Origin of the sequence: Loktanella sp. S4079 (assembly GCF_000967725.1) — a bacterium.
Taxonomy (GTDB): domain Bacteria; phylum Pseudomonadota; class Alphaproteobacteria; order Rhodobacterales; family Rhodobacteraceae; genus Yoonia.
This window is the reverse complement of sequence record NZ_JXYE01000013.1, coordinates 1-20,446: the sequence shown is the minus strand read 5'-3', so window position 1 is coordinate 20,446 and position 20,446 is coordinate 1. Positions and strand designations below refer to the sequence as shown.

At 51.9% G+C, this 20,446-nt stretch carries 17 protein-coding genes; 8 read left to right on the top strand and 9 right to left on the bottom strand.

Going from position 1 to position 20,446, the window contains the following annotated elements:
• Positions 1–355, bottom strand: a 355-nt coding sequence (locus tag TW80_RS17930; protein WP_162197200.1) for an HIT family protein, incomplete at its 3' end; no start/stop codon positions are given.
• Positions 356–989: 634 nt separating this feature from the next.
• Between TW80_RS17930 and TW80_RS16890 the strand changes: the two genes are divergently transcribed.
• Positions 990–2,141, top strand: a complete 1,152-nt coding sequence (locus tag TW80_RS16890) for a hypothetical protein (RefSeq protein ID WP_045998642.1) — start codon at positions 990–992, stop codon at positions 2,139–2,141.
• Between the two features lie 121 nt (positions 2,142–2,262).
• The gene (locus tag TW80_RS18225; protein WP_162197199.1) at positions 2,263–2,436 is read left to right on the top strand and encodes a hypothetical protein; all 174 of its coding nucleotides are present in this window, start codon (positions 2,263–2,265) and stop codon (positions 2,434–2,436) included.
• Between the two features lie 114 nt (positions 2,437–2,550).
• On the opposite strand, the gene TW80_RS16880 is transcribed toward TW80_RS18225, so the two are convergent.
• Positions 2,551–2,871, bottom strand: coding sequence for a hypothetical protein (locus TW80_RS16880; RefSeq protein ID WP_162197198.1), 321 nt, complete (start codon positions 2,869–2,871; stop codon positions 2,551–2,553).
• A 484-nt stretch (positions 2,872–3,355) separates the two neighbouring features.
• On the opposite strand from TW80_RS16880, the gene TW80_RS18330 reads away from it, so the two are divergent.
• Complete coding sequence (locus TW80_RS18330) at positions 3,356–4,477, top strand: hypothetical protein (protein ID WP_045998639.1); 1,122 nt, start codon at positions 3,356–3,358, stop codon at positions 4,475–4,477.
• A gap of 723 nt (positions 4,478–5,200) precedes the next feature.
• Positions 5,201–6,844: an AIPR family protein gene (locus TW80_RS16870; RefSeq protein ID WP_045998638.1), complete on the top strand. Its 1,644-nt coding sequence runs from the start codon at positions 5,201–5,203 to the stop codon at positions 6,842–6,844.
• A gap of 164 nt (positions 6,845–7,008) precedes the next feature.
• Here the strand turns inward: TW80_RS16870 and TW80_RS16865 are convergent, their stop codons facing one another.
• The 6 genes from TW80_RS16865 to TW80_RS16840 form a co-directional block, all read right to left on the bottom strand.
• A complete protein-coding gene (locus tag TW80_RS16865; RefSeq protein ID WP_052701047.1) occupies positions 7,009–7,425 on the bottom strand; it encodes an HIT family protein in 417 nt (138 codons plus the stop codon).
• A gap of 176 nt (positions 7,426–7,601) precedes the next feature.
• Positions 7,602–8,456, bottom strand: a complete 855-nt coding sequence (locus tag TW80_RS17735; protein WP_052701046.1) for an aminoglycoside phosphotransferase family protein — start codon at positions 8,454–8,456, stop codon at positions 7,602–7,604.
• An 855-nt stretch (positions 8,457–9,311) separates the two neighbouring features.
• Entirely contained in the window at positions 9,312–10,268 is a 957-nt protein-coding gene (locus TW80_RS16855) for a glycosyltransferase family 4 protein (RefSeq protein ID WP_052701045.1), read from the bottom strand.
• A 26-nt stretch (positions 10,269–10,294) separates the two neighbouring features.
• Complete coding sequence (locus TW80_RS16850; protein ID WP_045998637.1) at positions 10,295–11,275, bottom strand: glycosyltransferase family 2 protein; 981 nt, start codon at positions 11,273–11,275, stop codon at positions 10,295–10,297.
• 14 nt (positions 11,276–11,289) lie between these two features.
• Positions 11,290–12,213, bottom strand: a complete 924-nt coding sequence (locus tag TW80_RS16845) for a glycosyltransferase family 2 protein (protein WP_045998636.1) — start codon at positions 12,211–12,213, stop codon at positions 11,290–11,292.
• 2 nt (positions 12,214–12,215) lie between these two features.
• Complete coding sequence (locus tag TW80_RS16840; protein WP_045998635.1) at positions 12,216–13,445, bottom strand: oligosaccharide flippase family protein; 1,230 nt, start codon at positions 13,443–13,445, stop codon at positions 12,216–12,218.
• A 197-nt stretch (positions 13,446–13,642) separates the two neighbouring features.
• Here TW80_RS16840 and TW80_RS16835 point away from each other — a divergent pair, with 197 nt between their 5' ends.
• Positions 13,643–14,860, top strand: a complete 1,218-nt coding sequence (locus TW80_RS16835) for a polysaccharide biosynthesis/export family protein (protein WP_052701044.1) — start codon at positions 13,643–13,645, stop codon at positions 14,858–14,860.
• A 170-nt stretch (positions 14,861–15,030) separates the two neighbouring features.
• Here the strand turns inward: TW80_RS16835 and TW80_RS16830 are convergent, their stop codons facing one another.
• Positions 15,031–16,419, bottom strand: coding sequence for a WecB/TagA/CpsF family glycosyltransferase (locus TW80_RS16830; protein ID WP_045998634.1), 1,389 nt, complete (start codon positions 16,417–16,419; stop codon positions 15,031–15,033).
• Between the two features lie 397 nt (positions 16,420–16,816).
• Here TW80_RS16830 and TW80_RS16825 point away from each other — a divergent pair, with 397 nt between their 5' ends.
• From TW80_RS16825 to TW80_RS16815, 3 genes are all read left to right on the top strand, one after another.
• A complete protein-coding gene (locus TW80_RS16825) occupies positions 16,817–18,262 on the top strand; it encodes a GumC family protein (protein WP_045998644.1) in 1,446 nt (481 codons plus the stop codon).
• The gene (locus TW80_RS16820; RefSeq protein ID WP_045998633.1) at positions 18,259–19,533 is read left to right on the top strand and encodes a capsular biosynthesis protein; all 1,275 of its coding nucleotides are present in this window, start codon (positions 18,259–18,261) and stop codon (positions 19,531–19,533) included. The genes TW80_RS16825 and TW80_RS16820 overlap by 4 nt, the downstream gene beginning before the upstream one ends.
• 108 nt (positions 19,534–19,641) lie before the next feature.
• The coding region (locus TW80_RS16815; RefSeq protein WP_045998632.1) for a sulfotransferase at positions 19,642–20,446 on the top strand (805 nt) is incomplete at its 3' end.

Below are 20,446 nucleotides of genomic sequence, written 5' to 3'. Positions count from 1 at the left end.
CTACTCGGTGTTGCCCGCCGGTACCCCATATCAAGCGGACATCATCTCCATGCCAACGTGGTTTCACATGTAAGTGCAAATGGAACACGTCTTGCCCAGCAGCCGGTCCATCCGAGAGAAGCAGATTCATACCATCACAGCCCGTCACTGCCTGCAATTCGCTGGCAACTCTCCTCGCAGACTGGAAAACCTCTGCGCCAGTCTCATCATCCAAATCTTTAAGACTGCTGATATGCTTCAACGGAACAATCAGCGGATGGCCTTCAAGTGACAGAAATCCAATGACACGTTGGCCACGAAAAAGAACATGTCCGGGGGCTTGGCCTGCGATTATTGAGCAAAAAATACATGTCATTCTGCACTCTGGCAGTTTTGACTGCGACATGCGAGGCAATTGAAGTCGCCAAACTCACGAAGCGGACCTTCGCGCATCTTGCAGCATCCCGAAGATAGGGCTCTTTTGAGACATTCGCCGCGCGCGGTATGAAGGTCTGCAATTGAATTTGGGTCAGAAATGCTTGACGTTTGGGTCAGAATTGAATGACGTAATTTTCTTGTTTTCTGAAGTTATGATTGCCGAAAGAGTCAAAGGTGCGCGACATTCCACACCACTGTGTGAAAAATCAAAATAAGTTGCTTTTTTGATCGCGATTTTGCCTTTTCGTTGAGGAAAATGCGCTCTTGAGCATCCATAGCTATATTGCCAGCAATCAAGCTGCGCTTGTTTGGGCGTAGTTGTCTTGGGCATCGGCTTACGTTTCCGGCCCAAAGCCGTCATTTATGCGTGGTGCGGTGAATGGCAGATCAGAGCCCATCTTAACTTATGCTGCATGTTGCAAGAATGTCTGCTATCAGAAATGTAAGCGATCAAGCCAACCATTTCGGGAGATGGTCGCATTTGATCTTAAAATCATGATTGGCAGAAATGTGAGCGGTGAGAACGCGTGTATAAACAGTTTTCCTTATTCTTAGCTTTTCTGGGGGCAACCATGGCGAATGCAGAGGAGTTCTGTGTCGTACCCGTAGCGGGAAGCGAAGCAAAGCTACCTGTGGAATTTGAACAGCCATACAGGATCGCGACGTCGCCACGAACCGTTCCGGGTTTTGACGGGATTATCGTCGAGGCGGCTAATCGCCAAGAATTGTATGAATTCAACGGCTCGAGCCTTTCTTTAGTGGTGGACGAATTTCCGCATGTCTGGGGATTTGCGTTCGAGCACGGTATCCACGTCGGGCCGAATGGAGAGGCCTTCGGATTTGGGTCTCGTCCGAGAGTGATCTTCCGCCTCGGCTCAAATGCTTCGAGTTGGGAACCCGTAGAAGCTACTCGAGGCTATGAGCGCGCATTTTTTGACCAAGGCGCCGGCGATGTTTACTGGCAAGCAACTTCGTCAGACCCATTGAAGCGGATCCAAGCCAGTGGCTCCAGTGAGGAAGTTGATCTGCCTGTGTTCAACGGTGATCAGACCATCTCCATCCGAACCATTGCTGAGATCAATGGTGCTTTGGCCTTGACGGGGTCACTCAGCTCAACGCCGCGAGCAAGCAGTTCGCTCTGGTTCCGACCGTTTGCCGGGGAGTGGACCAGAACGCATGTAGCGCTGCCTGAAGGGCATCGTTTACTTCCAACCTTTCAGGATGCCAAAATTGAGGTCGGCAACGGGATGGTACGGATTTTCCCCTCTGACAATGCCTTTGCACCGCTGATCTTCCGCTTCTTCGAAGACGAATTGAGTCTTGTTTCAAGTCTTCCCGCAGGGTCTTGGGACTATCATACGGGAAGTAAGAATTGGATCGGCAGGATTGGACCGTGGTCTTTATTATCAAAGTCGGGCCTGGGCTCTTGGCAGGAAACACCCAAAACGCGGCCGCCACACTTCCTCGTACTTGGCCCAGACGAAACAGTGGTGCGCCTCATTCCAGGCCTAACTTCTCAAAATGAAATTGTTGGCGAAACAGTTTCTTATCACCCTGACCCGATAACCATTTCCGGCGAAGGTCCAGTGTTCGTGCATGCTGACGAGGGCATCGTGGTTCTCGATGGCGTATCGTTTTCTCAAATGGAGGTGTTGCCCTATGAGGAAATCGGTGACCATCCCACCATTAAATCTTTAGGGGGGGCTGAATATCATCCAGTCTGAGGCCGGGTTATTTTTGCTGGATGACAACCTCTCGCTTCACAAGGTCGCTAACTTCCCGGTGGAAGCTCCGTGGCCACATGAAGTCAGAATTGACTATGTCGAACTATGGGAAGCGTACCTTGTGATCGATAAACAATCAGGTGTGATCCATGTTTCAAAGGATATGGAACGTTTCACAGCCCTCGAGCCCGAAGAGCGGGTCACCGGTGTCGTAGGGTTGCTTCCTGAACCGACTTCGGTTTTGGTCATCGGAGAGGATCAACTCTATGCGGTGAAGCAAGACTGTGCCCCCTAATGGGCTCCCTCACGGCTTTGCATCGAGACCTGTTTGGCAAACTTGAAAGCGGTCATTGGCGACGCCGCAGCGAAATGGTGCTTCGTCCCGCGCACCAGTCATTGGCGAGCACAATTAAGCCATGCCTGAGTGCCGCTTGAATAATAATTCTGAGCCATTGCGCATGGCTTCGAGGGTCGCATCAACAGTAGAGTCGGTGACATCGACGCCTTCGATTTTGGTCAGTTGATGACCCGCATCCCGAAGATGTTGAATGTATGCGTCTTCGTGCCTTTGGCCTCTTTCACGCAGGATCTCGAGCAGAGGGTCGTAGTTTTCGGGCTTCTTCAGCGCACCCGTTGCGACCTGTACATCAAGAGCGGTTAGGTGTCCGCAATTCAAGTGACCAACAAGGTCTGTGGCGCTGAGTTGTATTGTGTCATCAATTTTCTTCATAATCATCGCCATATCAAATTGGATTGATCAAAGTTGCCATTCAACCAATTGTTCATGCAAGCCTTTTGCTCTACCTGATGTCGCCCATTATGGATAAAAGGAGAAATAATAACGCAAATAGGTTCTCCCGTTGATTGTTTTGCGCACCTGTCGGGGCGGGCTGTCGTAAACCAAGCTAGTAGTCTCGGTCGGTACACACAGCCTCTCCACAGATTGTAAGTTCGACTTGCCTCAATTTTTGCAGTTGCAGCGAATGTCGGGAATGCGGGTTGCGACCGTAACATCTCGCCTCTCTGGCCAATGTCCGCAACGGGCCGGTTGACGAAATCGGATGAAGATCATACTTATTAGCTGGCCTCCACGCAGGCCGGTGTGCCCGCCACGCAAAGCAACGCAGCGTTTTCAGCAATGAATATTCACTCTGTGCACTTCGCGCAGTGCGGCTAGCAGCGGGCACCTAGTCATATCCAAATGGAGATGACACATGAATGACAATCAGATGAAAAGACTAAAGACGCTTGGCAAACGGCATGCGCGTGCGACCGCCATGGCACACACTGAAGCGCTGAACGTTTTGGCCGGCGAGATGGGGTTCGCACACTGGAAGGCCCTAACCGATGCAACTAAGGAGGGTTGGCTTCCGAGTGACGAGGATTTGGCGAAGGCGAGCGAATTTGTGCGCCACGTAGGAGCCAAAACCGAGGCAACCGAATCCAATAGGGACTTCCAGCACAACAACGAGACAACATCAGAAGAAGGCGAGCTTTGCGGCCACCAATTCCGGATTGGGGGCTATCTTGGGGACGTTGTCGTCTCAGGGTCGGGTTGGGACGTGCGCATTCCGGAAGCCCCTTTTAAAGCACCTATCGTCGAAATTGATGAACGCTATGCAGAAACTAGCCCGGTCAAGGAGCCCGACTTTCTGAGCAAACTTCTCGATATCGCCGAGGAGCGCAGCACACGAATTCGAACGCAAATGGCAGTGGATTGGCCTCGACGTTCAACAAAAGCCGATCTTGATGGCGTAGCACGCCACCCTATTGGAGGCGGGGAAGCGTCTGTCTGGTACTGCCATAGCTGCGATGCGCAGATTACAGGAACACAATTGGCGAAGAACTATTGGCACTGTCCAAACTGTGGCACACATCCTCTCAATATTCACATGCAGCCATTTGACAGTAGGTCTCTTGGGAAGCCGGCGGAGACGCCAAATGCTGCGCAAAGAGAAACCCCAGAAGTGCGCATTGTGGAGCCTAGGCTCACACTTCATTTGAATCAGGAGACTGTCTCAATGCTCATACGGTGTGCGCTGCTTGAAGATGCAACGTCAGTCAACGAACGCTTAGGCGCAATGCGCGCGGAAATTAGTCTCATAGATGGAGAAGAAGTCTGGATCACATTTGATGAGTTGCTGTGGCCAGAAGACAAAGAACCGACATCAGCGCTGGCGGTCGCGGCAAAGCTTGGACTGGAAGTTGAGCAAGAGCTTTCCTTGTTCACAGAACCTTTTGCTTGGCCGGACTTGGGCAGCGTGACTTCAAAGACCGAAGAGTTCACCGCAACACTTCTGAAGGCCTATGAGGAACACGGTGTGATCAAAAGGTAATGTTCTTGATGCTGCACGAGCTGGGTGATTGTAGATGCAATACTGCCCAGCTCAAGCGGCTCTAGCGGACGTCTGCTTTTTGAAAGCCGCTACGCAACAAATTACGGTATCGACAAAGTCCGCTTTGGGCCGTCCACAACGCTAGGCCACCAAGAAAAGGGTGAGGGCGCGGCCCTCCCCCTCGGGCAACCTAATTAGACAGAGCCGTGTCCTCGCTTCGCTGCGGGCCGCGCCCCGTCTGTCGAATTAGGTTGCCTCGCCCCCTCCCGCGTTCGCCACGTGGCAGATTTGCAGGAACAGGCGGCTTCGCCGTCTGACCTCCAAATCGACTCCGATTTTCCGGCTAGGAAACGGGATCAAAAGAAACAACCCAAGTGGGCTAAGGATGGGGATTGGGTCAGTTTATGACGCAAAGGTCAAAGTCATGTGACGTTCAACAAAGGGTGTGGAATGTCGCGCACCTTTGACTCTTTCGGCAATCATAACTTCAGAAAACAAGAAAATTACGTCATTCAATTCTGACCCAAACGTCAAGCATTTCTGACCCAAATTCAATTGCGGACCTTCATACCGCGCGCGGCGAATGTCTCAAAAGAGCCCAAAGTGTCGAATGCTGCACCTTGCACTAATGGCAAAGTAGCGCAGATAGCGGAGTTTGCAAAATGAGGATAACAGGTTAATGCTTTGTCTCTCACATGACTGGTATTTACAGAGGGCAATCCATTGGCGAATAAGTTTGACTGGAACGCGCTAGACCACAAAATTGTTTCCACACTATCGGACCACGATGAGCTCGACCGAACAAAAGCCCTTACCGCCGTTGCCGTGTCGGAGATTCTGGAAATTGACTTGGAGGAAGCCATAGACGCCATTACCGACGGGGGCAATGATCGTGGCGTTGACGCAATGCACATTGATGACCGCGATGCAAAAAATGAAATTCACGTATTTCAAACAAAGTGCGTTAGGGAATTCGAAAAATCAAAAAACAACTTCCCTAGTTCAGAGATCGACAAACTGACTAGCTTCATTACCGACCTTACTGGCCACGACACAGATGCACTTGACGGCACCAACGAACTATTAAGGTCGAAGGTCTCTGATGCTCTAAGTGTGCTAAATGAAACAAACGCTTCAATTACGGTACATTTCGTCGGAAACACAGCACCTCTAATCGAGGCCGAGATGAAGAGAGTTCAGACGGCGTTCTCCCGCTACAAAGCCATTGACTTTAGGATGCACGATTTAGACGCGTTATCCGACTTCTTTCTTCAAAAGAGAGCGCCGTCATTGGTGAGAGAGATCACCACAATCGACACTAATTTTTTCGATAGGACGGATCAGAACCTGCGCGGCGTGGTTTGCACTGTCGCCGCATTGGACATAGTAGATGCAATCCAATCTGAGGATGACCCTAACACGGTTGAAGCCGGTATTTTTGATCAGAACGTTCGAGTTTACCTGAAACGTCGCAACCGTATCAATCGTCGAATCATCGAATCTGCCTTGTCCGAAGAAAATCACATGTTTTGGTATCAAAACAATGGCATAACCATGACTTGTGACAAGGTTGAGATTGGGCCTAGTCGTAGATCTCCAAAGATCAAACTCACAAATGTTCAGATCGTAAACGGCGGTCAAACGTCCAACTGCCTATTTGAGGCCGCGAAGGAAGACAGAAGCAAAGTCGAAGACGTACTTCTACTTGTCAGGATAATTGAAACTTCTTCAGAAGAGGTGAAACTATCCATCGCCGAAACAACAAACAGCCAAACTCCAATCAATGTTCGAGATTTGCGCTCTAATGATAGGCAGCAAAGGCAGTTGGAAGAAGCTTTTGCAGACCTTGACCACTACTATGAACGGAAAGCCGGACAGCATGCTGATCGGCCAGTGGCAAAGCGAATAGATGCTTTGGCAGCCGGACAAGCATACCTAGCGTTGGGTATAGGCTTACCTGAAACTGCTAAGAAGGATCGGGGGCGTGTTTTCGGCGATCTGTACGATACAGTGTTCACCGAAGATCTTACAGCCCCCAAACTACTTACATCATTTAGGCTAGCCAAGCTCTTGGCGGATAAAAAGAAAGAGGTGCGCAGAAAGATCAGAGACAACACCCCACTAGTCGGAGGAGAAATGTCAATTATCGATGGTTCGTTTCACGCGCTGTTTGCAATCCGTCAAATTTGCAACCGGGATGGAATTGACTTGTGGGATTATGACATGTCCAGCGACAGAGTGGATGAAGCAATAGAGCTGATCTCATCACTTTACGATGAAGAGCGTAAAAGGGACGAGAGCTTCTCATCCAACCGGTATTTTAAGGATGCTAGAACAAAGGATCAGATCACCAAGGCGGTGAGATAGCGAATTTGTTTAGTTTTGGAAGGAGCGACCTTTTATATAACTGAAGGAATGCACTGGGCTGAAAGCGGTCGCTCGATCAAGAAAAGCGAATGCACCCTTTGTCCGGCATTGCAGACCTTCGACGCCGAGCTACTCAACGGCGGCTACGCGGACTTTCCCGACATTTAAGTTTCACGGTTTGCCCTTTGAATGAGGGCATTTATGCCCATTCCTGTGGAGGGGTCACTTTCAAAGCGGCAGATTACGTGAAGATGAACGTGATTGACATGCTGCCCGGCGGCTGTACCGACATTCCAGCCGATGGAATAGCCAGATGGATTGAATTTCGCGAGCATGTCTTTCGCGAACTTGAGAGGCTCTGCAATGTTTGCCCATTCTTCAGCTTTGATTTCAAACGGTGTCTTGGAATGCCTCTTGGCCACAATGATCAGCGCGTGCTGCCGTTCCGGCTCCCTCATACGTAAGACATAGAAAGCCTCGTTCTCGAACAGAGGTACATCATCAAGAAGATCGTTTGAGAGGCAAAAGCGGCATTGTTCCATACGCGAAGTATGCCAAACGCGACGAGTAAATACGAGCATGCTGCGATTTGCTGTAAGCAAAGCTATGGAGGTATGGGCTCTTCTGGGTCCTTCGCTGCGTTGGTCACCGACGACCGGTTCAGGAGTGCCCGCCGTTCGCTGCAACACGCCTGAACTGATACACTGCGGACGAAGCGCACTTTCGCTGCGCGAGCGGGAATGTCTGCATCTTGATTTTAGTGAATGAGTGCCAAAAACTCACGTATGCATTTTGTCGGATGACGCCCTTGCCCTTGTCGATAGCCTATTTGCGCATAGTAAAGCGCATTGGCTAATGCACACTCAAGAACCGTATCGATGCTACAGCCCAAACGGCCAGATATGTTTTCAGCAAGCCGCTTCATGCGTCCGGCTTCAAAGATCAGGTCCTTTCGGTCCCATGGGTTGATAAACGTATTCGAAAATTCAAAGGCGACGGGGCCGTAAATTCCACGGGCATCAATCGCTTTCCACACACCCTGATGCATCAGAATATTTCTTGGGTGAAGGTCGCCGTGAAGAGGCCTCCAATCCGTTCGAGACCGCAGGACACTTCGGCAAACAGCTTGCGCTTCAGGAATAACATCACGTGCCCAAACAGGGACATCGCTTTCTTTCATCGCAAGGCTGTCAGATAGAAGGACTTGAAGGTCCTTCAGACCTTCAACCGCAATACATGCCGACAGCAAACGCTCCGTCAGCCCAAGTTGAATTTCAAGCGCTTCCTCTGTGTCCCCCTCATCAATAACGTCCAGCAATCGTGGACCTTCAAGCACTTCCATAACCGCAGCAGCGCGGTCAAAGGCAAATATCTGAACTGCATCGTTATCCGGGTACTTTGATAAGACTTCAAAGCCCCCGCCTTCTACCCGAAGCCCTTCATCAGTCAGGATTTTTAGCAATGCCTTGCCGTATTGTTTGGAGCGACAAGAATAAAAGCGGCTGTTCGGCGTTTCACCTTCCAGCAACAAATCGCTGAGTGACCAATTCAGCACGCAAGCTTCAGCTTGCTGATCTCTACAACCAGCACTTTGGGGTTCGATGTCTTCCAAGGCAGGTTGCACTTTCTGACCAAGTTCATCTCATGTGCAGACATTCATGCAGGATGCAGCAATGGTCAAGATGGGCTCTTTCGGGACATTCGCCGCAATCAGCTCCAACAGCCGCTGACCATCCCAAGAAGACATTGAGACCCGGCTGGAGCCGGGCCAGCCCATTGATTTTTGGCGCAGGGGATTTGGCCAAGCCAAACGCCCTTCACCGACAGGGTGGAGGCGCAGCCTCCCCCTCGAACAAGACAAATAGACAAGGCCGTGTCCTCGCTACGCTGCGGGCCGCACCACCCTTGTCGATTTGTCCTGTTTCGCCCCCCTTCGCGTTCGCCACGTGGCAGATTTGCAGGAGCAGGCGGCTTCGCCGTCTTTCCTCCAAATCGCCCCCGATTTTTCGGTTGAGAAACGGGATCAAACGAAACAACCCTCGCGGGTCTGGGAAGGGATCAGGTCAGTTTATGACGCAAAGGTCAAAGTCATCTGACATTCAACAAAGGGTGTGGAATGTCGCGCACCTTTGACTCTTTTGGCAATCATAACTTCAGAAATCATGAGAATCACTTCATTCAATTCTGACCCAAACGTCAAGCATTACTGATCCAAATTCAATTGCGGACCTTTTTGCCGCGCGTGGCGAAGGTCTCAAAAGAGCCCAAATTGCTTGATGCTGCATCTTCTGAATAAAAGCCTGTCGATCAAAGATCTGCGGTTCGGCCGACATCTCTTCCGCAAAGCCCCGTGATGCGGATCGCCTTGTTTGAGGTGCGGATCAAACGCCGTATAGGTTCTATGGCGTCGACTACCTTGCTGAATTTAAGGAAGGCAGCCGTACAGATAGTATTATGTCTATCTGCATTAAGTCTTACAAAGTCTTCGCCAATTCGATGCACTTTGTGTAGCCAGGGTTGCGGCGGGGTTGGGTTGCTTCCATGTTGGGGTTGTTTCGCTGCTGGCGTTGATCAGGTGGTCCCGCCAACTCTCGACAGAGTGATCTTTGACCAATTTCGCGCCAAGGACCTCGTGATCTTGCAAACCGTCGACATCGCTACAGATTACGGGTCTACCGCTGCTAATCGCTTCGATTGCGACAAGACCATAGGCCTCCCATCGTGATGGCATGACGACTGCGTCGACCAATTCGTAAGCTTCGGCTGGTGATGCGACGAAACCCATGAAAACGATCCGATCATCGCCTTTTGCTAGTTCACGTAGTTTCGGCTCTTCCTCTCCGGTTCCAAAAAAGAGCAATTGTAACTCTGGATCGGTGGTCATGCGGAAGGCCCTGATCAAAGTGTCAAAGCCCTTTTGTCGGTCCATGCGGCCAATCGCGCCAAATACGTTTGTTTTGCCTGTTCTTCGCGGCACAGATTCGAAGGGCTTTAGGTCCACATATGAACGGATCACAGTAAGTTTTTCATCCGTAACCAGACCTTCTCTTTTTAGCCATGCTCCTTGCGCCTCGCTAACGGCGACGACCTTGTCAAACCGCTTAAACGCGGTCCGAAGCAATCTGTAAAACCTAGAAACCTGCGGGACATTATTGCGTACAAAAGCTTCGGTATAGCTATGTTCGACGTGAACAAGCTTTGTGCGCGAATAACGCAGGCGCAAAGCAATGAGTGACGGCAGTGTTCGCCAGCTAATGGAGAGATGCGACACGATCACATCCGCATCGATCCGTTCGCCGCCGATTGCACCACGTGGCACAGATCGCACTTCGTGATCCGCATCTTTGGCGAGCTCTTTTGAGTTCGTGAGGTGGTCAAGCACGCGCATCACACCGCCTGCGGTCGTGTCATCAACCAGGTGCATTACTCTTGTTTTGTCAGTTCCCAATTTCATGCACGCCCCGCGCGCAGTACGCGCAGGCCTTCGAGCGTTCGTGCCCCAACCATCCGAAGCACCAGTACAGCGGCATATGTCGTCAACGACTTACGTGGCTCTTCGATGAACGGCCGCCATGAGGCCCGGACCCAAGAGGAAGCAAGCGCAGATGCCGTCTTAACATCAAGGCTGCTGACCGCTCGGCGGCAAAGGTAGCGCAGTTGATAGGCTCGCGCTGCACCAACATGTTTTGCAAACAACTCGGGGGCCATTGGTGTCAATTTGTCGACCATTTTTTCCCATGCCTCAAGTTGGCTCTCAGTCCCCGCCGACAACCCCTCGCCATTGATGCGATAGCGGGTGAGTAGACCAGGTACGCCCTCCATACGCCATGAGGTGGTCAACATGATGCGCATCCAGCACTCGATATCTTCTGATTGCCGGAATGTTTCGTCGAAATACCAATCCCGAACGGTTTCATGTGGCGGGCTATAACCAATGTCTTCGAATACTTCGCGACGGATCACAGCGGTAGAACCGTTGCCGATTGGGTTACGTTTCAATACGTGACTTGCATCAATGTTATACAGGCGTGGGCGCTGCACGGTGGACATGAGCTTACCATCGTCAGTGATCAGTCGCGAGCCAGCAAAGCTAATACCAACGTCAGAGTTGTTTTGCAGGTGTTTGACATGCGCAGCGAGCTTTTCACGCTCCCAGACATCATCGCTATCGCAAAATCCGATGAATGCACCGCGTGCCTCAGCAATGCCCGTATTGCGCGCACCAGCGAGACCGCGATTGCTTTGATGAATGATCCGAAGGCGTGGATCGTCTGCAAATGACCGTGCGATTTCTAGAGTGTCATCGGTTGAACCGTCATCTACGACGATGATCTCGAATTGCGGGAACGTCTGCCGGAACAATCCGTGTAGGGTTTCAGCCAAAGTACGGGATACGTTAAACGCGGGAACCACAATAGAAACAAGTGTCACAACAAGACCTTTCGTTACTGGGAAAAGAGCATGCGCGAACAAGCGCGAGGCAGGATTACGTTGGCGAGCGCACCGACGAAAGTCATCACGCCACGACGAGGAGGGGACAGGAAGCCAGTGGGGCTTTGGCGTAAACCAGCAAAGGCCAACCTAAGCGCCAATGTCCGGCCATAGTCGAAACGCAATGCGCGCCTTGCAAGGTACCGCAAATGCACGGCGTTTGATGCTGCCGGCGGTATCACACCAAATGTTGCTGCAGTCGCAAGTGCATATTCTCGGCCCGCACGCATCGCGGCTAAATCTGAGGAAAGCCCACCTGCAGTGTTGCGATACCAAACGTGTAAGGATTTTAGCCCAACGATGCGGCCACCTTGACCCACGATCCGAATGAGCCATTCTAGATCTTCGTTATGCACGATTGATGGGTCAAAGCCGCCGAAACGAACAAAGCTGTCTTTGCGAATGCTTAGGTTGGACATTGTGCAAACTGGATTTTCACCCAAAAGCGTTTCGATTGTGAGCACATCATTAGGCACAGTCGAGAACACTTTTGCGCGTGTCGGATCAGCCTTAAAGAAAGCGATTTGTCCGTAGACTACGTCAATTTCTTTGTCCTCGAATGCAGTCTGCAGTTCTTCGAGCTTGTATGGTGCCCAAATATCGTCTGCGTCACAAAAAGCGATGAATTTGCCATTTGACAGTTCACTGGCACCAAAGTTTCGTGCACTGCTAGGACCTTTACCAACGTTGCGAGCCAGCCGAATGCGAGCGTCGTTCTTTGCGGCAGCAACAACGATTTCACGTGTCTCATCTGTTGAGCCGTCGTCAACGCAGATAACTTCCCAGTCGCTACAGGATTGCGCGATGATGCTGTCTAAGGTCTCTGCCAGCGTTTTTTGCGCATTGAAGCATGGGATCACAATCGAGAACAGGGGCATGGTTATACGCTTTCCAGTTTTGGGTTCGCGTTTTCGACGATCACCGGCAGTGACGCCATGATCATGAGGACGAAGCTGACAATGGTGTATCCGGTCGCGACAGCCATCAGCCCATATGGGGCCAGGAATGCGGTGCTGAGCATTAGGCCGATGGTCAGCCCTACGGTGCTCCAAAGCTCTGTCTGGGGGCGGTTTTCACTGCGCAACCAACCAGCGGCAGCTGACCAAAGTGTCGTTGGGATGGCAACAAGACACAGGATCGAAACAACTGCTGATACGTCTTCCCACTGATCGCCCAGCAGAATGGGCACATAAACAGGCGCCAAGGCTGACTGCAGCAATACTGCAGGCGTGATTAGTGCAAGGCCCAGCATCATGCTTTCACGTAATGCGACAGCTTTGTTTGCGGCTTGGCTAAGATATGGAAACAGTACTTTTGAAAACGCTGCAGAGAATGCATTTGAAAGGCTGAGCCCGGCATTGAACGCCATGAAGTATAGGCCCAATGTTTCTACCCCGATCAATGCCCCAACAATGATCTTGTCTGCGTGAAAGCGTAGCGCCTTGACAACTTCGACACCTAGTACGGCCCAGCCATAGTCAAAGAACGGGCGTAAAGGTGCAAGGATGACACCGCGCTCTGGAGACCAAGGGTGCAAGCGGCGCATCGCAATGAGCCAGATTGGCGCGGCCAACAGGCGTGGCAACACAAGCGCAAAGGCTGCAGGCCAAATCAGAACAAGGACAACTGACATTAGGTTCGCACCAACCAACTGCATGCCAGCGATGGCAGCGGTTGAGCGCAACTTGCCTGCGCGCATTGCCAAAGCATTCTGAACCAGGCCAGCGGGCATAAACAGATACTCGGCAGCAAGCATGGCGATCAGCGCAAACAACATGGCGCTACCGCCTGCCAGATAGATCGTGGCACCGATGGCGATCTGCAACGTGAACAGCGCCAGCGACCAGCACCAAAAGATCCGATGTGCTGTCGCGCAGGTCGCGTCCAATTCATCATCTGATGCCGATATGATGCGTTGCCCAACACCGTTCTCGTTGACGGACTTTAGGATATCGCCTGCTGCAAGCGCCGCAGCAGCTAGACCAATCTCAGCCAATTCCAAAGTGCGCGCAACGGCAACCACCACCAGCAAACGCGACGCTTTCGCTGCGATTTCTGATGCGCCATATGCAAAAAGGTTCTGCGCGAGTGTTTTTGTATTCCAAAGCATCGAAGTGGCTTTCCAACTAATCTGCCACGAAACTATCGATGTCTTGCAAGGGCGTCGCCGTCCTATTAGCCTTATCGGCCAGAGCAAAGGTGTGCTCCTATATGCTATAGGGTATATTTCCAATCTGACAGCATAGTAGACGCTGTACGTGCGTTAGCTTAACAAGAACAAAGCCCTTTATACTGGCGGAGAATTATATGGCTGTTCGATCAGCAACTGCATATTACACAGTTCTTTTCATGCTTTCGGCGGGCTGCGCGAACTACGACGCGCCAGGCAATCTGGAACCGGTTGCAGTCGGTGATGGCTATCAAGCGCAATACCGCAATATCGAGGCTTCCCGGAAAAACAATGAATTTCTCCGCTCTGCACGTATCAATGAAAGAAAATGCTTGCCCTACGGCGGAGGTGAAGGCGGCGGTAAAGGCGCTGGCGTTGTGTCATTTGCGCTAAGCGGCGAACGTCTGACACGTAATGATCTTGTTAATATTCGCGTCGGTGACGACGAAACCTTTAACGCAGACTATGTAATATCGCGAGATGGAACGCTGAAACTCCCGTTTTTGCGCCCGATCGCCGCGCAGGGCCGTACGACCGATGAAATAGAGGACGATATCGCCCGGCAGTTGTTGGCCGACGAATTTTATGCTGACCGTCCACGAATTTCGGTACGTGTTGCAGATTTTGCATCCGTGGTTGTTGGCGTATCGGGCGCCGTTTTTGAACCTCACTCGGTTGAAATTGGTGGCACACCCGGCGACCGAATAGATTCGCGCCGACAAGAGGCTATAGGTTCATCCAGCGAATCCCGAAATCTTTCCGTTGCCTTACGTGCCTCTGGTGGCGTGCGGCCAGACGCAGATATTTCCGCAATCGAAGTACGACGCGGTTCCGAAGTGTATAAAATTGATATGCGAGGCGTCTTTGAAGGGCAAAACGTTGTCGACATCATGTTGTTGACCGGCGATGAAATCCGCGTGCCAAGCCGCCAGTGTTTTCAAGAAGACCTGATGCGCCCGAGCCCAATCAGCCCTCCGGGGATCAGTCTGTTTCTGTCAAACTTAACGCAACCTTCGCCAAGCAACGCGTCATCAGGGATTGAGCGCAGCGTCCGAGAGGTCCCCTACGGCACGCGCTATATTCAGGCAGTCATTGACAGCAATTGCGTTGGCGGTGCGCGTGCGACCAGCGCCAACCGATCATCTGTTCTATTTTCACGGAACCCAATCACCAAGGTATCTGTCGTTATTGAGCGTGATGTCGAGGATTTGTTACGTCGTGCAGACCGGGATGACTATGACCCCTATCTTCTACCCGGCGACGCCTTGGCATGTTATGACAGTGCCATCACCAACGTTACAGAAATCGGTCGGGCGCTCGGCGTCATTGGCACAACTATACTATTGGCCAAGTGATTCCTTAGGCGATCGACTAATACTACGGCGTGATCTTAGGCGCGCCGCACCGCGACCTTTGTGCGCTCTTGCAATAACTTACGTTAGCCCCGCTGCAATTCCGCGCGACCCAAAGCAAATGCTGTGGTTATGTGACATGCGGTTTCCTTACTCGGTAGATACATGGACTACTAGTATGCGCCACGACCAGAGACGACTGCGCGAAATGTCATCAGAACGATGATAAGATCAAGAATTACCGTCCGCGATGATACATAAACCAAGTCCATCTTAACCATCTGATCAAAACTTACATCTGCACGGCCTGAAACTTGCCAAATGCCTGTGATGCCCGGCTTTACCGCCAAGCGACCGTATGCATCGGCCGGGTATTTTGCGACTTCGCAAGGCAGAGCAGGACGTGGGCCTACAATAGACATTTCGCCCTTAAGCACATTGATAATTTGTGGAAGCTCATCAATTGAAGTGCGGCGGATAAAACGACCAACCCGTGTAATCCGCGGATCCCGGCGTGACTTAAAACACACGCCAGCACGGTCGGAGTTTGCCTCAAGCGCGGCGCGCATCTTTTCGGCGTCCTGATGCATTGAACGGAACTTGTACATTGAGAAATACTCACCGTTGCGGCCAACCCGCGTTTGCCGGAACAGGACCGGGCCATTTGTTTCCAGCCTAACAGCGAGGGCAGTGCCAATCAGGATTGGCGACAAACAGATCAGCGCGACAGTAGAGATTAAAACGTCCATTGTGCGGCAGGCGATCAAACGTGTCGGCGTTTGTTTTATTGCGTTCTTTGCGGCACGAGCAAGAAAGGTTAGGTTACCAATTAGATAGCGTTTTGCCATCCGCTTTGGCTCCATGGCCAGACGCCACATCCATTCCATCTTAGCCTTGCGAACGGGCTTGGGCGCGCGCGCAACATTTCCAGCAAGGAAATCAAGCGCAGCCCCCACACCCAAGCACAGTGATGCACCAAGACGGTCGGCGTAACGGTCAATCCATAGCTCTTGCATTGGTACGCCAGTTGCTACCACAACGATGTCGGCACCGCTGATGTTGATGTCGGCGATAACTGCGTTTGGATCTTTAGCTCCCGCGAAACCGTCGCGTGTACCAGCGATTTTCAAGTTTGGCGTTGCGTCTGTTAGTGCTTTCGCCGCAGCCTCTGCCGTGCCTGGAGCGCCGCCAAACAAGTAGATAGAACGGCCTAGCTCAGCCGCACGTGCAGCCAAAGCTGGAACAAGATCAGTTCCGTTCAGGTTTGCAGTCAGTGTCTGTCCTGTCATCTTTCCAGCCAGTTCAACACCGATACCGTCTGGCAATAGAGCGTCAGCATCACGTACGGCGTCGGCGTATGCTGGATACTTGGCCATAACGTTGCAGCAATGCGCGTTGATAAAGTATGCACGACGACGTCCCGGGGCTAAAAGCGCGTCAATCGCTGTAGCCTGATCTGAATCAACCAGTGAGAGATCGATAGCAGGTAGGTAAGTCGATTTCACGCCGCCAAGGGATTTGATTGACGTTACGCTGTTAAAGGCGATGTCGACGTGTTTCATACCGGTGCTCCTAACGTTCAACTGCGATTTCCTTCATCTTGCTAAAGGTCACGTCACAACTAAACGAAGCACACGCACAGGTAGGGCGAACATAAGAAGAGAGATGTCAACAAATCTGCTAGTCTAATGACCTCATTGACAGCGCTCATATACTTTAGGCTAAGGGTTCTCGCCTAAATCGACGCCAGCGAAACCTGCGAATGCGTCACATCAGCCCATTCACTGTATTATAATGCATTTGCGCGCAGTACTGAGTGGCGGTTTCTCAAACAACGTGCGCCGCTCCATCCTACCCGTTAGGGTAGAGTTTGTAGCGTTTGGACTGCGTTCGAAAACCTTTGCACGGATGATTGTCGCGAATTGGCCTGATAGTGTTGGTCCTCAAGGAGGATGCCAAATGAGCGTAGCGACTCAATCAATAGCTGAAGTAAAGCCAACCCACAGAGCAAAGGGTTGGATCCGGCGCGCTATCATGGGTGGTCGCATCACCGACCTCGGCCGCCTACCTCGCTATTTCGCTTTTGCACTCTTGAGTGGAGTAGCGATATGGGGTCCGATCACCGGTTACCTCAAGACAGCACCTCTTACGTTCAAATCATCAACTTCGCTCATCCTGCCCGGCTCTGGCGCTTCGGCATCGATGAACCTGAACGGTATTGGGCAGGCGTCGTCATTTGCGAACTCTGCTTTCTCGAGCAATTCGGTCAGTCCAACAGAGACTTACAAACGCCTGTTGAATGCGGATCGAATACTTGATGCTGCAGCTAAAAGCCTCGACATTACTCGTGCTGAACTCGGCAGACCCCGTGTAAATTTGGTGGACCAGACCAGCCTAATTCACTTTGAATTAACGGGTCGTAGCCCTGAAGAAGCGCAGCAAAGGGGTGATGCGATCCTCACGGCGTTTTTTGACGAGCTGAATGCGCTTCGTGCCGATGAACAGAAAACCCGTGAAGACAGCAGTTTTTTAGCAATCAACGATTACCGAAACTCAGTTGCGACCACACGTGCAGACATCGAACAATTGCAAGCAGAAACGGGCCTGATTTCCGTTGCGCAATACGACACTCTCTTAGCACAGCAAAGCGTGCTCGAAGCAGAAGTTCGCGGCCAGCAAGCCAAGGTTGACGAAATCGAGCACGCTGTTTCAACACTAGAAACCAGCCTCGGCATAAACGCACTTAACGCAGCTTTGACACTTAAGCTATTTGCGGACGAAGGATATGGAAATTTGCTTACCCAGGCCGCAACCCAGACAACGGCCCTCGCCGAAGCAGGTGCCCAATACGGTGCGCAACACCCGAAAGTCCAAGAGGCACGCCGCACGCAAATTCAGGCAGAGCAAGCGGCCATAAGCCGTGCGACAGAGCTTACTGGGATGGATGCCGCGCAATTGACGACGCTTGATGTTGCTCCAAATGGACAGCGCGCTGCCCTGCTTACAGAGTTGGTAGAAATGCACGCGAAAAGTTCTGGTGCAGCCCAACAGTTAGACACGCTGGTTCGCCAAGCGCAGGTGCAAGCAGAACGCCTTAGAGAAATGGCACCAGCTGCCGCCCAGTTGCAGGATTTACAGCGTGACTTCTCGGTAGCAGAGGCTGTCTTTGCCTCAGCGATTGCGCGGACCCAATCAACCAAGACGGACGTCTATGCGTCGTACCCCCTTGTTCAGGTTCTTGAAAATCCGTCACTCGCAGAAAGGCCCTCCTCACCCAATCGCAAGCTGGCAATTGCAGCGGGTGGTGCGGCAACATTCATGATGTTTATCGGCCTACTGCTAGGCTGGTCACGTTCCAAGATCATTACCACACTTATCCGCAAGACAACGAGCGCCCCAAAATGAACCCGGCTGAACGCCTGGTTTATAAAACTCTTGTCCTGACCTGGCCCTTTTACGCTGTCGGTGCGCTCTACGTCGTTGGTCCCGTCATCGCATGGCTTTTGGGTGGGTTGGCGATACTGTCGCTCTACCTTGGGCCTGCGATGCGCAAAGACCTGCGCGTAATGGGTAGCATTCCGCCAGTAATTTGGGCCTGGATTTTGGGAATGCTCGTTATGCTGGTTGCTCTATGGGTAGGCCATTTGGATTGGTCGATGGGTATGAAATCAACAATCAAATCTTCCATTGGTTGGGCCAAGGGATGGGCTCTTATGGCGTTATTTCCCCTCGCTGGAGCGCTGTTACCCATTCGGCGTGAAGTTCTTGTGCGCGGGCAATGCGTTATCGGCATGGGAACCTTGGTTCTTGCTCCGATTATGCTAGTGGCGCCTTTTATCGGCCTGCCCGAGAAAATTCTGACCTCACCGCTCAAGGCCGTCGGCGGCCCCGGTCCAGAATACTTTAGCGTCTATTTCTTTACGTACGATCCGTCGAACTGGAAACCGCGCTGGCAGTTCTATGCGCCTTGGTCACCCTTTGCCGCGCTATTGGGCGTCGTCATGGTGCTGTTTGCCCTTGAAGAAAAAACAGCAAAATGGCGCCGGATTGGTATCGCAGCTGGTGTACTTATGATCCTTGCATCCAAATCGCGTATGGGCATCGTTGGCCTTACCGCATGTACTATTGGACCTCGTTTGTTGCCCCTGATTTTTCGCGGTTGGATGTGGCAGGTTGGAGCGATCGCAACTGCGTCACTAGCAGTCACCGGCCCCGCACTGATCCAAGGTGCAAACGATGGCATCTCAGCATTCAAAAATGCACGTGCAGACAGCACGCGGGTTCGTGCAACACTCCAGCGAATTGCAGGCGAGCGCTGGATCAACGAAGCATTCTGGTTCGGCCATGGACGTGTACAACCAGGGTCCCATGCTGTTGAGTACATGCCCATTGGTAGTCATCACACATGGTGGGGGCTTTTGTTTGTAAAAGGCGTGGTTGGACTGGTTGCGCTTCTTGTTCCCTTTGTTTGGCAAACCTTGATCGCTCTTATCGATGCAGCAAAGGGGCCGCGAGGACGGTTACCGCTGGGCATTATGATGACACTGACCCTGCTTTCCTTCGGCGAAAACGTCGAGATCGAAGCCTATCTCTTATGGCCCGGTCTTGTGGTCCTTGGGATTCACGCAAGGGAACTTCACGACGAAAAAACAGGTATGGTTGCCGCCTCAGCTTAATGCGAGCAGCCCCACCCACCTAAAGGAATACGCAATGAAACCAATAGCTAAGCCAACTATTCCAGCACGCCCTCGCCAATGAATGCAAATAGAAAGATAGTTTCCAACATGGCACACACGCAATTACAGTCCGCCCCCCACTTCTACATTGTTGGCGCTGCGAAGGCAGGAACAACCGCAGTATGGACATGGCTTCAAAGCCACCCAGACGTGTTCCTTCCCGAGGTCAAAGAACCCGGTTTTTTTGCCTTTCAAGGTGAAAGCGCCGCGCCGCGAAATGGACCATATGATCCCAACTATGTTTCGCAAGTAACAACCGATGCCCAAACCTATCAGGATATCTATTCTGGCGCAGGCGATCGCATTTGCGGTGACGTCTCGCCCGTCTACCTCATCGCGGAACACGCAGCAGCGCGCATCGCAGCTGCACGACCCGACGCACGCATCGTGATACTGCTACGCGACCCTGTCAAACGCGCCTTTTCACAGTACCTGCATCATGTGCGCGATTGCCTCGAACCCTGCATGACATTCGAGTCAGCACTTGAAGCAGAAAACGAACGGCTTGCCCAAGGCTGGAGCTGGGGCCACGGGTACGCAACACACGGCCACTATGCCCACCAGATCGAACGCTATCTCGATGTTTTCCCACGTGAGCAAATTCTCTTTTTGACCCATGAAGGCATGCAATCAGACCCGGAAAAATGCTGGCACCAACTTTGTGCCCATTTGAAGCTGGCTGCCTGTCCCATGCCAAACAACGACCGCGTCAACGAAACAGCAAACCTATCAAGGATCCGTGGACGCCCTGAAATCTCACGCGCCTTACATCATCCCGGTGCGATCCAAACTTCGATGAAGCGCATGCTTCCAAAGTTTGTCAGATCCAGATTGAGGAAAATTCTCGAGGGCA